This window comes from Ruegeria sp. BI12 (assembly GCF_056537985.1).
In genome coordinates this window covers 414,658-430,197 of the sequence record NZ_JBQFSL010000002.1, presented here as the reverse complement: position 1 = coordinate 430,197, position 15,540 = coordinate 414,658, and the positions used below count along the sequence as shown (strand labels likewise).

The window sequence follows — 15,540 nt, the reverse complement described above, 5'->3', positions numbered from 1 at the left end:
CATTGGCGATTAGGAAACGCGGACTTGCCCAACGACGCAACGTAACTTACTACTGCTTTAGGATGTCTATTTGTGTGGGGATATAACTACCCATTCAGGTAAAAATACCAAAGTATACCAAAAAAACGCCCACCCATATGGGTAGTTTTTGCAGAAATTGGGTGAATATCAAATGGTTGAAACCACACAAGAACCGATTGACGTCATGCTGGCCGATAGTAATCCTTTGGTCCTGTCCGCCATGTCCGAGATATTTGAACGCGACGCACGATTCTCGCTTGTGGCCACCTCAGCGACGGCCGAAGGGTTTTTGGGTACGGTGATGCGGGTTCCTGTGAAAGTTGGCGTTATCGACTGGAACCTTCCCATTCTTGGAGCGGCCAAACTGATCGAGGTGCTGCGCGAACAGGCCAATGCCCCGCGATTTGTAGTTTACGGCGATACTTCCGGTGACGTTCCAAGACTGGCAATGCAAGCCGGGGCTGCAGGGTTTGCTGCACGATCTGGCGAGGTCGAAGGCTTGCTGAAAACCTGCGCCGACGTTGCGGCCGGCAAGATGGTTTTTCCATTCATTGACGTCCGCAAAATGCAGCAGGATCCCATCCAAAGCCTGTCCCGCAAGGAACGCGCCATTCTTGAGGCATTGGCACAGGGCATGTCCAACCGGGATATGTCAAAAGAGCTGCAGATTTCCACCAACACGGTCAAATTTCACCTGTCCAACATCTATGAAAAACTGGCCGTGAAGAACCGAACACAAGCCATTGCATATTTCTACTCCTCGCAGATGTCGCGCGACTAGACTGAGTGTTCGGTCGCATCTGCTGTCGCTGGTTCCGGAAAATGTCTCTTTCGCAATGCAGGCCAAAGGCTTCTGTCAAAGACTAAAATGGCTGGTGCGAAGAAGACCATCATGCAGAACCCGATGAGCACAAATCGGATCAGATCGTGCAGGCCCGCTAAAAGGTCAAAATGGTCTGCCAAAAATACTGGAAGGCACGCCACGACCAGTGCCGGCAGGACGGCCCATGATCTTAACAGGATGGTTTCCCACGCAATCCCTGCATAGCGCTTCATGATGATGGCGTTAATAACAAAGACAATTGCCGCCGCCATCAACTCAGCCGCGGCAATTGCTGTGATACCAAAAGGTGCTGCTGCAAGAACCGCCCCTATCGCGATTACCGAATACAATGCCGTCACCCTCGGCAAAAGCCGTACTTGCCCAGCCAAGGTTAAGATCGCCAAACTCGCATGCCCGTTACACCGGATCAGCGCCGCAACGGCCAGAATGCGCAGCACAGGCGTGGCGGCCTCCCATCCGGGTCCAAGAATTCCAGCGGTAAGCATGTCCGCCATGATGAATACGCCAGTAAACAGAGGGACGGCTCCGTAGTACAGGATGGGGAAGAACCGCAAAGAGAGCGCGCCAAAGCCTGCGTGGTCGCCGGACTTGTCGCGAACCCGCCGGAAGAGGTTCCAAGACAATACACGCGTGGGCTCGCTTACGATCTCTTCAAAGGCTGCAACAATTCTCTGGGCGGCCCGGAAATAGCCAACAGCTGTTGCTCCTAAAAACCCTCCAATGATTAAAGTCGCAGCGTAAATTCGGACATTCACAACGACCCGGGTCAAAATGATTTTCCAAGAAAACTCAGCGGCCTCGCGCAGTGTCGCAGGACCAACCATTTTGGGCGTAACTCTGCAGACAACAAAGCCGCTGACGCTCCAGATAACTGCACTGGATAGACGGCCCCACGCTAGGGCTAATACACCATAGCCCTCAATCAGAGCCCAGATTGCGATGATCAGGTTTGCAAAGTCTGCCAACAGCGTGAGCATTGCGCCTGCTGTCAACCGGTTCTGCCAGATCAATACTCCGTTATAGGCTGCGCCGATCGAAGTAAAAACGACACTCACCGACAGAATCTGAATAAGCGGTTTGGCGGCCGGTTCGGAAACCATTGCTCCAACTGCACCACCGCCGGCCACACCAAGCGCAGCAATTGTGGCCCCGCAGAAAATTGCGACGCTAAGGGTTTCTCGTATACGGGCCGGATTCCCATGCCATTGCATGATGTACTCTGGCCAACCAGCAGTTGATACCTGAGTCAGTATGACCACTACTGCCGCGGCAAGCGCAAAGACACCGAATTCGGCGGGCGTCATCAGGCGCACAGCTACCATAAAGATCGCGAACTGCGTCAATTGGGTGAAGACTTTGGACACCATTGTCCAAAGCCCGCCTTGCAGCACACTTTCTTCTTTCTTAGCCGCTGCCATTGGTCATTCCTGACGGATGAAGCACCCATTGCGCAGATGCTCGGGCCACTTTAAAATTCCCTTCACGAAACAGCTCGGGAATAGTCATCTAGAGCCCTCCGTGGTTCATTCTGCCACCGCAGTATTTTGCCGTACAATTTCAGCAACTCTGCGCACCATTTGTCTGGCGTTAAGGAAATTTCGCGGCCTCCACGAATAGCGTTTCCAGCCATCCTCCCGATGGTGGCATCATCCCTGGAAAGCTCGAGCATAGCTGTCGCAAGCGCATCTCTGTCACCGGCCAAATAACTGGCCCCCATGTGTTGCGATCGGATGTCTTGGCTGAGCAATAGGCTATCGGACGCAAGGACTGGCACACCGCACAGAAGAGCTTCGACCGGTGCCAAGCCAAAGGGCTCCGGTCCTAAAGTCGGCGCCACAAGCATTCGCGCGTCACTCATCGCATGTTGCAATCCGGCGCGGTCTTGCCAACCGTCGAACTGATGTTCGGGAAAACTGGCGCGTAACTGGATTAGATCTTGCCCGTCCCCGACAAAACGCACCTTTACACCGGCCTGCCTTCCTGCTTCGGCCAACAGAAAAACACCTTTGTAGGCGTGTATGTCACCAACAAATAAAAACTCACTGTTCAACTGGCTGGTAACCGGTTGGGATAACAGAGGTTCTGACGGGTTGGCTATAGCAATGACCGGGCCCGGCGTGCCGTTCGGAAACAGTAGGCGTTCCATGCCCGGGTGGATTAACAAGGTCGTCACGTCCGGTAGTAACTTGCGTCGTGCCTGATTTTGCAGCGCTTGCCGCGACACCCGCCAGAGTTTCTGTCCATAACTACGCTTGTCACAGTTGTGCAGTATACATGACGCTGACATCGCAACGCGTGGACAGGTGTTTTGCTTGCGGAAATCAAAAAAAGCACCATTTGGACAGCTTAGAAAGTAGTCGTGGGCATGCATAACTACCCGGCCTCTCACCGGCTTAAGAGGCCACAAAAGCGACGGCGACAATGTCTGGTGATACCCGTGGACATGGTAGAGGGTATCCGGGCAATCATTTCTTTTGACCCACGCGGCTAAGCGCTTCTGAACCTTCTGATTCCAAAGTCCCGACGCGGCTGCCGACAATCCACCCTGATCCAGCAGGCTTTGACCACCCATAGATATCAGCTCGACACCTACAGGCATCTGATCGCCATCGTCGCCACAAAAAAATGTAACAGGGATGCCCTGTCTTGCAATCAACGCGGCCTGAAGAACTGCAAGCTTGGAAGCCCCACCTCGAACTTTTGCGAAGTCACTAAGTATTACCACGCGACTTGGAGCACGGCGCGTCATTTGAAACGCGCCACTTCTTCAGGATTAAGCCTGCCGCGCGCCAAGTCACCGAAGGCATGCAGGTTTCCTTTCAGGCGTCCAAACCGGTCGATTTCAGGCTCGGCCTTGAATGACCTGACAAAATTGCTTGCCAGATTCCTCCACATGATATTGAAAGCGCGATTAAACGCCATGGTCCGTTTTTTATACAGATAGACCGGGTTGGCAATTTGCGAGTATCCAATACACAACCCGTTTGATCGCCCAACCTTGGTTCCCAAATGGACACCTCGCAAATTGCTCGAGCGCACGATGCGACCATGCGCAGCCATCTGACGTGAGAAATCTACATCCTCGAGCCAAGCATAAAGCTTGAGCCGCGTATCAAAGAGTATTTTGTCCAACAAAGCTGGTGCAGCACGCAGCGCCATGTTGCAACCATAGCAGTTGTAGACGTCTGTAATGTCGGGAGTATTGGTGGGCGTTGTTCGCGAGACCATACTCAATCCTCGCAAGTGGCTAATTCCTGGACCGTGTATTCCATCGGCCAACACTGTACCGGTTGCCATAACGACATCTTTCCGCGTCTTGAACAGATGTTCGAGGTTCGCCAGATAATCCGGCGCCATTAAAAAATCGTCATCTAAATACAGCAGGACATCATCTTCGTGCAGCATGCTCAAGGCTGTATTTCGTTGAATACAAGTGCCCCGTTCGCTTTGAACGATGCAGACCGGGAATGGCAAATCCGCAATTTTTTGAGCGTCAATGTCGTCGGCTCGGGCAACAACTACATTTACCAAATCTGGAAATCTCTTTTGGCGCGCTATGTCCAAAACTGTAGGAACCACAATTTCCGGGCGGTTTGTAGTCGGGATAGAAACGATTAATCGCATGATGCTAACACACTTTAGACATAATATTGCCGATAAACCGCCGCCACAGCCTGCATTGTTGACAGGTATTCGAACTCAGCGTAGCCGTGGTATTAATCATGAAAAAGAAAAGTCGAGCATAGCAAATGGCCCTCGTTCACGAGAATAAAACGTTGCGTTTCAACATCATCGAAATGATAGAATCCGCGTCACCTAAGTTACTACGCAGGCTGGTGATAGGCGGTTGTCTCCTCTTCTGGTTAGTCGTGATTTTATTTGTTTTCTTCTGACCGCAGTCCCGGGTTCCGCTACCGAGCGCCATCGCTCATGATCATCACTTTTATCGTCTTGAGAATGATCTCGATGTCGCGTCCAAATGACCGGTTGTTCACGTATTCAACATCCATCTGTACTCTTTCGGCATAGGTAGTGTTGCTCCGCCCACTGACTTGCCAATACCCGGTAATCCCCGGTTTGACCGAAAGGTAATCACTGAAATGCTCGCCATAGTGCGACGCTTCCGCAGCAACAACCGGGCGAGGTCCGACAATCGCCATGTCACCCACCAAGACGTTCCAGAATTGCGGCAGTTCGTCCAAGCTAGTCTTGCGAAAAAATTCTCCAACTGTAGTGATCCGCGGGTCATCATCCAGTTTCTGTTGAGCTTCCCACTGAGCGCGTGCTTCGGCGTCAGATTCCAGGATCCTTGCCAAACGCTCTTCGGCGTCTCGTGCCATCGTTCTAAATTTGAGGCAGTTGAATTCTTTGCCATCTCGACCGATGCGTTTGTGCCCAAAAAAAATGGGACCACCGTCCGTTATCAAAATGACAAGTGAGATCAGAATGAGAAAAGGGGAGAAAAAGATCAGCGCAAAAAATGCGAACAAGCGGTCAAACAACGATTTGAGAAAAGTGTCTGAACCACCGTTGTACTTCTTTAATCGACCAGAAGATGAGCCACTGAGCAATGAAGACTCTACCTCAGCCCCACGATTAAAATTCGTTCTCATTACACAGCCAATCGTTAATACAATAAAAAACACGCGTGACCCGGAAAACATCGGCCCGCAGTACAATTCCCCGCCATTCAAAGTATAAGTAAATCCCTGCCCAAGCCGCAACTTTTTTGTAAAATTGAGGAAGGGCAGCAGGCGTCCTGTGGATAACCTACTTCTTCAAGTCAGTTTGTCGCCAGAAGATCAACAGTACTCAAGTTTACCTCCGGACTGTTCCAGACAAAAAAATCCAACAAAGCTAAACGCGATTCGAAAACCCTTCGGCAGAAGGTGCTAGCGGCTCAATCGTGCGGCCCGCGAAAACCTGTTCACGGGCAACGACGCACAGCCCCGAAACCGCCATGAGAAGCAGAGTTGGATCCGGTGTCGTTGCTGAAACTAACATGGCTGTCAATAATGTCAGCGCGCATACGCGACCAGCGCTAAACAACCGTAGCGTGCCGCGATCGGCTCCTGTAGCTGGCAAACCAATTGCGCTGAAAATGAACATCAAAAAAGCAATCGTTCCGGGAAAGCCCACACTTCCCAAAAGAACGGATGCAATGCCATTCCCCCGCAATGAGCCGACTCCGGCCCCAAGCCCCCAGGTTTGGAAGAAAGTGTCAAACCCAGCCGCGGCCCACGCGCCGCGTTCCCGTCCTGATAGGGAATCTTGTTTGGAAAAAACCAAACGGTCTAGAATATCTGAAACGCTATCCATTACGACTGGCACCAATAGTAACGCACTGATCGCAATGGCGAGAAACGAAACACCTATGACCATGAGATGCCCAAACCCACGAGACATACTGAAGCCCAAGAAAACTCTGAAATGCAGAGTCACGAAGAATATCCCCGCGGCAAGAGCGGCAATGCCTGTGCTGGACATGGCCAGCAAGGCGCCAACAAAATTGGCTGCTGCCAAGATGCCGTGGCTTTGCGTTCTGACAACCAAGTAAGACATGAAAAAGTAAGTAAAGAACGCAGCCGAAGCGGCCCCATAAGCGGACGCTTCGGCATATCCTCCGATCACCCTACTGAACGGCCCCACGAGATGTTCGTTTAGAAGGGTATAGTCGGCAGTTCTGACTAGGCTCAAAACCGCATCGGCACCCAGAAAGTCTAAGAGTCCAAGAACCACGTTAAGCGAGGCGGCCCAAACCAGTCCTTTTTCAATGAACTCTGCCCCGCGCCGTCTGGCGACAAAAACTGTCGCTAGAAAGAAGGCAAAGGACAGCAGGATATAAACCGATTGGGCTATGTTGGAGTTTGTAGGCCGAAGCGGCAGCATTACGGAACTGAAGAAGTTACTGACCTGTGGCCCTCTGTTTGTCACCGTCATTGGGAAAACAAGAAACTGCCCCTCGAAAAGGCGCACAAGGACGATTCCAGAGAAAACAGAGTAAAACGCAAAAACAAGAAGATAGACACCCGATGGAGGCAAACGGAAATCCGCCGACCCAGGCGCATGCGTAGTCCGCCGTAAGACCAATAGAAAGATCGAAAGAATAGCCAACAAATTGGCAATGATCATTGAAAGACCACCGGCAACCAACGCTGCGAACATCCCAAATGGGATGACCGCAATGGCCATCAAAATCCCATTGTCAGCATTTCGTGCGCTGAGCCAAAGCCACAATAGCAAGAATGCGGCTGCAGCAGGATAAACAGCCATTTTCGTCCTCGCTTACAATCTCGAGGCGTGAACCCCGAACGGAACATTTATTAAATTGGTCAAATTCACTGTTTCGTCTGTTACTTCGACAAGCATCGCTGCCCGAATCGGTTATAGGCAAGCGGCATATCGAAAATCGTTCTCTGTCAAAGTAACTGAGCATATTCAGATCGCGAACCGGAAGCACTAACACCCCAAAATTCCAGCAGCAATTGCCAACTATCCCTCACAATGTTTCCGAAATGTTAACAGTAACGAGCGCATTTTGCCTTTGGGTTTTCCCGAATCCGGTTTGAAAGTAGTTTGGCGGAGTATTTTCTTCGGGCTCAGAATTCATACTGGCGGTTTTTCTCGCTTTTTGTGCGGTGGTAAAATTTTGTTTAGATCACGAGAAACCCTAAAATTCAGCTTAAGTCTTTTGAAACGTGGGATTGGGCTCCCGGTTTCAGCAGCTTGGGCTCGGCTAATGACGACCGGCATTCGCCCTCCGGCCATGGTTGGCGCTTATCCAAACTATGCAACGGCCGCAGGTAAAGCCCACGGCAACGGGTATAATGATATGGACGTGGCAAAGGTGAACACCGACCTGATGCGCAAAACCGTTGTTTGGGATTATCCGGTCATTCATTGGATTAACGAAGTTTTTAGCGAAGGAATGCACCTGCTGGATGCAGGTGGGCATTTCGGGTCGAAATACATCGCCTTTCGGGATTTGTGTCCAATCGACAGATTGCAGTGGACAGTTTACGATTTGCCCGTAACTGTCGATCTGGCCCGCGCCGCACAGGAGAGCCAGGAGTTACCTGCTGAAATTGTGTTTCAAGACGACCTTGCGAAAGTTGGTCAGATAGACGTGTTGCTAGGGTCGGGCCTGATGCAATACTTGGATATTTCTCTGGCTGAATTGATCGGCAAGCTCGACGCCCCACCCAGATACATCTTGCTAAACAAAGTCGCGACTCGCTGTGGCCCGACCGTTGTAACTCTGGAAAAGATCGGGCCTGGCCGGGTGCCCTATCAAATCAGAAACAGAAATGACTTTGAAAAAAACCTAACCGAAATGGGCTATGTAATACGCGATCAATGGGACATCCCATCTCTTGGTCGTATCATTTCAACGCATCCCGGTTTGGGCCCAAGTGTCAGCCGAGGCTATTTTCTGGAACGACGTGAGTAGGCTCGGACGATCGGATCACCGGATCGCCACCGAAGCTCGACAGGGCCGCCTGTATCGCGCAGAGCCAACGCACCGATCCAACCCGGCGCAGGTTCGAAATGAGTTAATGTCCAACGTAAAGGGTCGTCGTCTTCAATCCGCGTCAATCGGGGGGGGACGTCGGGCGAGAGGGTCACGTCGAAAGAATCAAGGGGCATGTACAACCCATGCCCCCGTGATTTCAGAACGGCCTCTTTTCTGGTCCAGCAGCGAAAAAACCCTTGCAACCAATCCGACGGTTGCAAGCACGACAACTCGGCGTATTCCACTGGAGAGAAATGATGTCTAGCCACCGCATCTTCGATAGGTCGCACCAACTCGATATCGAGACCCGGATGGGCATGCGAGCACACTGCCAATGCAGCCCGACCGCCAGAGTGACTGAGGTTAAACCCAGGGCCATTTTGCAGAAACGGCTTGCCATGCGGCCCGTACTCAAACTCGACCGCCTTGGCGGCGAGGCCAATGTAATCCGCCAAGATTCTCCGCAATCCGGCCCGACCTACAATGTACATGCTCCGATCACTGGATTTGACAAAACGATCGGCCCTTCGCAGTTCGTCAACCGACAGATCCTTAACAAAATGGTCGAGGTGTTCGTCCGCTTCTTCCAGAGACCACAGCCAAAGATCCACACTGAGCACGCAAAAAGTCCTTTCTTCTGATACCGAAACTACTCGTGGCGAACCCAGCAAGTCGATAGGGTGTTTAAATGAAACGCAAGGTTGTTCTTGTTATCTGTTCCGTGATTGCAATTGGTTGTTTAGTCCTGATGGGCAAAACCCTTTTGGACAAAAACCGAAATCAAATCGCGTGGTGGGTACAAGCTGGTGCACCGGATTTTGCGGATGTTATGGTGACGGCGCCTGACGGCGTGCGCCTGGCGACGGATGTCTACCTTCCGGCTGAATCCGGTCCGCGCCCAACGGTTTTGATGCGCCTTCCCTACGGCAAACGAACCTACGGCGAAGTGCGGTTTTGGGTTGGAGAGCTGACACGCAGGGGCTTCGCTGTGGTCGCTCAGGACATGCGCGGACGGCACGGCTCAGAAGGGACATTTGCCCCATACCCCAACGAGGGTCCGGACGGCGCAGCCACGCTAGACTGGATCATTAATCAACCGTGGTCAAATGGACGGGTTGGAACGCTGGGTTGTTCAGCTTTGGGGGAATCCCAACTCATGTTAGCGGCTCAAGGACATCCAGCCCTTCATGCCATAGTTCCAATCGCAGCAGGCGGCGCAATCGGGTCGGTCGAAGGAAAGAACGCCTACTTCAGTGCCTTTGAAGGCGGGGTCTTCAATCTGGCCGCCGGCGTCGGTTGGTTCGGTGCTGAAGGCGGCAAAACCGCGCCCACGTCTGGATATCGTCCAATTGAACCGGGCGATGTACTCGACGGACTTCCTGTCAACGGCCTTGTCAAACGATTGCGCTCGGACGAGACCGATTATGGAGCTTTTTTGCAGAACTTCGACAATCCTCAATTCTGGCAGGACGCCGGCTATATCACGGGCAACGAGTCGTTCTCGGTACCGGCACTATTCATTGATACCTGGCACGATCTCGGGATAGATTCGAGCCTAACTCTTGCCAAAACGCTGAAAAATAAGGGCGCATCTGTAAAGACCATCATCGGCGCTGGAACGCACTGCAACTACCTTGGTACGGACGGCGACACCGTGGTTGGTGATCTACCGGTCTCGCCAGATCGCCGCATCGGTTATGTTGATCTCATTAGCCGGTTTCTGGCTTGGCACCTTGGGGATGGACCCGTCGTCGATCTGCCCGCGTACACCTATTTCACACTCGTCGAAAATCGGTGGCACGAGGCCAACAAATGGCCGCCTGCCGACACAACTCAAAGGCACCTGTATTTGAGCGCGGATCAGTCTTTGCTCTGGAAAAAAAGCGAAATTTCGGACTTAAAGAGCAACATTCTTTCCGACCCGGAAAACCCTGTTCCCTCGGTCGGCGGCCCGATTTGCTGCACTGGAAATCCCGAAGATCTAGAAGGGCCTGTAATGCAGAACTCGATCGAGGCGCGAGACGATGTGCTGCTATTCTCCTCCGCACCGCTGGAACAGCCAATGACAGTCGCAGGCCCAATCCAGGCAAAGCTAAGAGTCACCATTTCAACTCCGGATTCCGACCTCGTCTTGCGCATTACGGATGTAGATACGCAAGGAAATTCACTATTGGTGCAAGAGGGCGCATTAAGGTTGCGATACAGGGATGGATTTGAAGCACCCGACCTGATGACACCCGGACAGATCTACGAAGTAACAGTCGACATGCGCCAAATCGCCTACAAGTTCGAAGCTGGTCACCTAATCCGGTTGCATGTGGCCGGAACCAGCTTTCCACGCCTTACGAGAAACACCAACACAGGCGGCCCAATCTATTCTGAAACAGAATTCATATCTACCGAGATCACCATTCTCAGCGACATTGACGAACCCTCCGCGCTGATCCTGCAAACCCTGCCAAATTGAAATAGGTCAATAACAGCGAAGCGCCTAGACGGCCCAATCACTAAGGACAGCGTCAACGACGTTGGAGAATTCGCGCCGAAACCGTTCTGCACCGAACCCGCTTGCGTGTTCGCTAATGTCTCTGGAATTAAATTGCGCGCGTTCAAACCGATGAATAGTCTCCACAATCGAACTGCTTGATTGATCGTCGAAGAACAGGCCTGTACGGCCCTCAACAACACTGTCGCGCACACCGCCTTGGCCGTAGGCCAACACAGGTGTCCCGCAGGCCATGGCTTCGACAGGGACAATACCAAAGTCTTCTTCAGCCGGGAATATCAACGCTTTCGCAGTCTGATACAGACCCGGCAAGTCTGCACTGGGGACACGACCCAGCAACCGAACATTTGGAGGAAGGTTCTGCTCTAACTCGGACCGCTGGCTACCATCTCCTACGACAACCAGTTGCCGGTCGAGATCACGAAAGGCCTCGATGACCAAGTCCGCCTTTTTGTAGGGAACCAGTTCAGAGACAAACAAGTAGTGGCTGCGTTTATTGGTCTCGTCAGGTAGGTGGTAGGCATCAAGATCGACCGGCGGATGCACAACTTGTGCGTCACGATGATAGTAACGCCGTATTCTCTGTGCCACAAAATTCGAATTGGCCACAAACTTGTCGACGCGGGCCGCAGTGCTGACATCCCAAATTCTAAGCCTGTGCGCGAGATGCGAAAAATACATCTTTTCGATCCGTGACAACCGCTTGCTATAGGCACCGTACTGATCCCAGATGTATCGCATCGGCGAATGTGTATAGCAAATATGAGGCGTGCCCGGTGGTGCGATGATACCTTTGGCCGGCCCACTTTCGGATGAAATGATCAGATCATAACCCGACAGATCCAGTTCTTCGAGCGCCCGAGGCATAAAAGCCAGGTACTTTTGATAGTGGCGTCGCGCGCCCGGAAGCCTGGCGATGAATGTTTCATGGATGGGACGGCTTTTTAGCCCAGGCGACAGTTTGTCCGGATCGGCAACATGCGTGAATAGGTCAGCTTGAGGAAATAGGTTGACCAATTGTTCCAACACGTGCTCGCCACCGCGCATACCAGTCAACCAATAGTGAACAAGGGCAACTTTCATAACATCACTGTCTTACAAACACTCAAATCAATAGTTGTACTTGTACGAATAGCTCCCAAGATCACGCGCTGCTACATCCTGGCGACGTACCATTGTCATCACCGTTCCAAACACCTGCTGCCCATTCTCCTCCAACCTCGCAATCGAGCCAAGCACCACTTTGGCCGGTGTCTTTCCACTACGCACGGCGACCAGGGTTGTGTCGGCATGTTTGGTCAGCAGAATTGCATCTGACAAATACAGCACAGGCGGCGCGTTTACGATGATGACGTCGTAGCGAGCACTTACTCGGCTTAGCAATCCGGAAAACAAATTAGACGACAGCAAATCCGCAGCGCTCGCGCTTTCAGACGATGGTGAAATGACATCAACGCCAGCCAGATCGGATCGGATGGGTAAGTCCTTAATCTTTGCATTTCCATTAAGGTATTCTACCAAACACGGCCCGTCGGACGGTAGGTCCAATGCTTTTCGTACATCAGGATGCCGAAGGTCAGCATCCAACAACAAGACAGACGTTTTTGAAGTACTGATTGCCCGCGCCAAAGCACAACATAGCGACGATTTTCCTTCTGCCGGAACAGAAGACGTAATCATTATTACTTTGGGCTGACGGGATTTCCCCAGCCCGAACAGGCTCGTGCGAATGGTGCGCACGTTCTCCATGAACTGTGACTTTTCCACGCCCGACAGTTCTTGTCGCAGCCATCTATACCTGCTGCCAAAATGCCGGACGTATGGGAGCAAAGCCAGATTGCGGCGCTGTGTCAGCGCTTCCAATTCATCCGCGGTGTTCACCGGCGACCGCGCCAGATTTCGCAAGAACACGAAAGCAGTGGCTGCAGAAAGGCCGAAAACAAAGGCCGCGATCATGTGCAAGGTCTTGCGCGGACCAGAGGGCACAGACGGAACCTCGGCCTGACCAATAATACGCGCTTCTGGAAGCTGGAAATCCGCCTGTGCGCTGGTTTCCTTAAAGCGCGAAAGAAAGTTTTCGTAGACTAGGCGGTTAGCATTGGCCGCCCGTTCCAGTTGCCCTAAACGTACCGAGGCCTTGGCCAGTGAATCCGCCCTCTCAGATACAACGGCGATCTGGCTCCTCAAAGCGTTCTCTCGATTGGTGGTCACGATAACGTCACCCCGCATTTCTTCGATCCTACGCCGCAATTCGGAATCAATCGATCGGTCAATATTCGCGATTTGCGCGTTAATTCGAACCATATCCGGATGCCGACGCCCGAGGGTGCTGGCCAATTGAGCCTGATTTGTCGTCAATTCTGCTCTTTGCTGGGTCAATGTTTCCAAAAGCGGTGAGGTCACAACATCTGATACTGCGCGTAAACCGCCAAGACTTTGTAGCGCCTCAACTTGAGAGAGGCGCACTTCAGCATCCGCGCGCTCGGTTGAGCTGCCGACCAATTTAGTATTCAATTCGGCCAATAGCTGGCTGATGCTTTCCTCATTGCCATCCGCGATTTCGATCATCTCGGCCTTGAAATCAACCACCGCTGCGTCTGCAGCTTCAAGTTGAACGCTCAATTCGGCCAACCTGTCAGATAGCCAAGAATTGGCACGCAATGTGGCATCCATTTTCGAGTCAAGTTGACTGTTAATGTACTGGTTTGCGATGGCATTGGTTATGTCTGCAGCAAGTACCGGATCGGTGCTCTGAAAACTCACTCCAATCACATAGGACACTCCAATCTGCGTTACGGACAGATTGTCTCGCACCGCATTGATAATCCATGAACGTAGTGTTTCTTCGGGCAATCGCGCAGCGACCACATGTGGCGGATCGTCTCCGCGCAATAGACGTTTGGCCCGGCCGAATAGGCTTTCGCTGCGCTGCTGGCGGGGGTCGTATCGGGGATGCTCCAACAAACCCAATTCGTCAACAACCTGGCCAATCAGCACGTTCGACCGCATCGTCACGACCTCACCGGCCAGGACCGAGCTGTTCAGATTAAGGTCAGAAACCACTTCCTCGACAGGCGATACACTTTCTTCGCGCGTGTCGAGAATGATCTGCGAATAAGCGGTGTAGGTCGGAGGAACAAAGAGCAGATAAATGAACATCGCTGCGGCGCACCCGATGGCCGCTGCGGAAATCAATCGTGCATTAACCCGTAAGATCGAGAACAAATACATTACGTCGATAGATTGGTAAGCTAGGAAACCGGCATTCGATTTGGCAGCGCGACCCACTTCGCGCGGGTTGGACGACTCCGGGTTTCTACGCACGTTCATTGTAGTTCACCCAACGTTTCGGGTGGCTTCACCACGATAACCAGTAAGTCGCCCGGCGAAAGCTCGTCCCCGGGTCGCAACAGTAGCTTGCGAACACCGTTGTCTTCGCGTCGGCGCACTTGGAATTCGAGCAGCATTTCGCTCTCTAAACCAGAGGCCGCATTCATCCACTGATCCAAAAGCCCCAATCTATCTTCGATAGAATTTCTATTTGAAATCAGCTTCTTGATCTCGTTCCATATCCGCTGGGATTCGCTGAGCCGCTTCTGCTCCAGATCCGAAGCGAACTGGGACAATCGTCCTTTGAGAGTTGCAAGTTGCACCAATGCCTCGGACTGTCGCTCGCGTTGATCCAACAGACTACTTTCTGCCTGGGAAGTCTTAAGCTCAAAGTCTCGGACATCAAATTTTGGGATCAAACCTCGGGCCGCCAGATCAATCATTCTCTCCAGCTCGGTTTGAGAAACATCCACAATCCTTTGCTGCACGACTTCGCGCTGCCGCAGGATGGCGATCTGGCTTTCAGCTTCGGACACGGCCTGTGTCAGAAGCTCATGCTGGGTTACCGCATTCTGCGTCTCCAACGTGATAACCTGATCTTCACTTGCTTTATGTTCGTCAAACAACTCTCGGTTCACTCCCGGGCGCAGGTCTGGCGGCAGGTTAGACCAATTCAAACTGTCCTCGCCTTTCAACAATGCCTGAGCCCGTGCATATTGGGCGGCCAACAATGCAAGATCGTATTCAAGGCTGTTCAAGGTGCCTTTTAGATTTCTACGCTCTAGAACACGCGCTTCTTCGTTGTTTGCTGAAATCGCCGGACCCCCAGCCAAACCGACGGCTTGTTCTGCAGTCATGAAAGGCTGGTAGTCGAAGTTTCCCGGATTCTTAACATCCCCCAAAACCGAAATCGGCCGGAAACTTGCAACCGAAAGCTCGATCAAGGGGTCCACAAAAATCTCATTTTTAACGTATGTGCGATGAATCAAATCCCTCGCATCGCCAACCGCAATGGAAGATACCTGTAGACCGCCGATGTAAGGTAACTGCACCTCACCATCGAGGCCTACAGTAAATCGCTGCGGTGGTTCATTATCATCGAGAATATCCAACTCGAGCTCGTCACCCACGTTTATCAGATATCCATCAGGGGTTGTGGCCCGGCCAATACCGCCGACCATCACTGCGCTTACAAAAACGGAAACAGCGCACAGGCTACGCACGAGATTTCGCGCCGAAGCTAAATCAGAACCCTTAAGCCAAATCATCGAATCGCTTACAACTAAATAACAACTGTCACATGATAGCGAATAATTGTGCCCTGTC

General features: G+C 52.1%; 12 protein-coding genes. 3 read left to right on the top strand and 9 right to left on the bottom strand.

The window, feature by feature from the left end; genetic code table 11:
• The first annotated feature begins 172 nt into the window (after nucleotides 1-172).
• On the top strand, nucleotides 173-802 hold the full coding sequence (locus ACR0AK_RS15220) for a response regulator transcription factor (protein WP_254452957.1): 630 nt from the start codon (nucleotides 173-175) through the stop codon (nucleotides 800-802).
• On the opposite strand, the gene ACR0AK_RS15215 is transcribed toward ACR0AK_RS15220, so the two are convergent.
• The 5 genes from ACR0AK_RS15215 to ACR0AK_RS15195 all read right to left on the bottom strand — a co-directional run bounded on the left by ACR0AK_RS15215 (nucleotide 799) and on the right by ACR0AK_RS15195 (nucleotide 7,057).
• Nucleotides 799-2,283, bottom strand: coding sequence for an oligosaccharide flippase family protein (locus ACR0AK_RS15215; RefSeq protein ID WP_480793934.1), 1,485 nt, complete (start codon nucleotides 2,281-2,283; stop codon nucleotides 799-801). The genes ACR0AK_RS15220 and ACR0AK_RS15215 overlap by 4 nt on opposite strands.
• A gap of 62 nt (nucleotides 2,284-2,345) precedes the next feature.
• Entirely contained in the window at nucleotides 2,346-3,614 is a 1,269-nt protein-coding gene (locus tag ACR0AK_RS15210) for a glycosyltransferase (protein WP_480793933.1), read from the bottom strand.
• Nucleotides 3,611-4,489, bottom strand: coding sequence for a glycosyltransferase family 2 protein (locus ACR0AK_RS15205; RefSeq protein ID WP_170559657.1), 879 nt, complete (start codon nucleotides 4,487-4,489; stop codon nucleotides 3,611-3,613). Before ACR0AK_RS15205 ends, ACR0AK_RS15210 begins: the two co-directional genes overlap by 4 nt.
• A 287-nt stretch (nucleotides 4,490-4,776) precedes the next feature.
• Complete coding sequence (locus ACR0AK_RS15200; protein ID WP_480793932.1) at nucleotides 4,777-5,589, bottom strand: sugar transferase; 813 nt, start codon at nucleotides 5,587-5,589, stop codon at nucleotides 4,777-4,779.
• 133 nt (nucleotides 5,590-5,722) lie between these two features.
• Nucleotides 5,723-7,057: a hypothetical protein gene (locus tag ACR0AK_RS15195; protein ID WP_480793931.1), complete on the bottom strand. Its 1,335-nt coding sequence runs from the start codon at nucleotides 7,055-7,057 to the stop codon at nucleotides 5,723-5,725.
• Between the two features lie 547 nt (nucleotides 7,058-7,604).
• On the opposite strand from ACR0AK_RS15195, the gene ACR0AK_RS15190 reads away from it, so the two are divergent.
• Nucleotides 7,605-8,315 carry a methyltransferase, TIGR04325 family gene (locus ACR0AK_RS15190; protein WP_480793930.1) on the top strand — a complete coding sequence of 237 codons (711 nt, stop codon included), beginning with the start codon at nucleotides 7,605-7,607 and terminating at the stop codon, nucleotides 8,313-8,315.
• Here the strand turns inward: ACR0AK_RS15190 and ACR0AK_RS15185 are convergent.
• Nucleotides 8,291-8,998 carry a 4'-phosphopantetheinyl transferase family protein gene (locus tag ACR0AK_RS15185; RefSeq protein ID WP_480793929.1) on the bottom strand — a complete coding sequence of 236 codons (708 nt, stop codon included), beginning with the start codon at nucleotides 8,996-8,998 and terminating at the stop codon, nucleotides 8,291-8,293. The two genes, ACR0AK_RS15190 and ACR0AK_RS15185, sit on opposite strands and share 25 nt — an antisense overlap.
• Before the next feature lie 68 nt (nucleotides 8,999-9,066).
• On the opposite strand from ACR0AK_RS15185, the gene ACR0AK_RS15180 reads away from it, so the two are divergent.
• The gene (locus tag ACR0AK_RS15180; protein ID WP_480793928.1) at nucleotides 9,067-10,845 is read left to right on the top strand and encodes a CocE/NonD family hydrolase; all 1,779 of its coding nucleotides are present in this window, start codon (nucleotides 9,067-9,069) and stop codon (nucleotides 10,843-10,845) included.
• A gap of 24 nt (nucleotides 10,846-10,869) precedes the next feature.
• Here ACR0AK_RS15180 and ACR0AK_RS15175 read toward each other — a convergent pair whose 3' ends face one another.
• The 3 genes from ACR0AK_RS15175 to ACR0AK_RS15165 are packed head-to-tail and all read right to left on the bottom strand — an operon-like array spanning nucleotide 10,870 to nucleotide 15,482.
• Nucleotides 10,870-11,967 carry a glycosyltransferase gene (locus ACR0AK_RS15175; protein ID WP_480793927.1) on the bottom strand — a complete coding sequence of 366 codons (1,098 nt, stop codon included), beginning with the start codon at nucleotides 11,965-11,967 and terminating at the stop codon, nucleotides 10,870-10,872.
• 27 nt (nucleotides 11,968-11,994) lie between these two features.
• Nucleotides 11,995-14,214, bottom strand: a complete 2,220-nt coding sequence (locus ACR0AK_RS15170) for a GumC family protein (protein WP_480793926.1) — start codon at nucleotides 14,212-14,214, stop codon at nucleotides 11,995-11,997.
• Nucleotides 14,211-15,482 carry a polysaccharide biosynthesis/export family protein gene (locus tag ACR0AK_RS15165; RefSeq protein ID WP_480793925.1) on the bottom strand — a complete coding sequence of 424 codons (1,272 nt, stop codon included), beginning with the start codon at nucleotides 15,480-15,482 and terminating at the stop codon, nucleotides 14,211-14,213. The genes ACR0AK_RS15170 and ACR0AK_RS15165 overlap by 4 nt, the downstream gene beginning before the upstream one ends.
• Nucleotides 15,483-15,540: the final 58 nt, after the last annotated feature.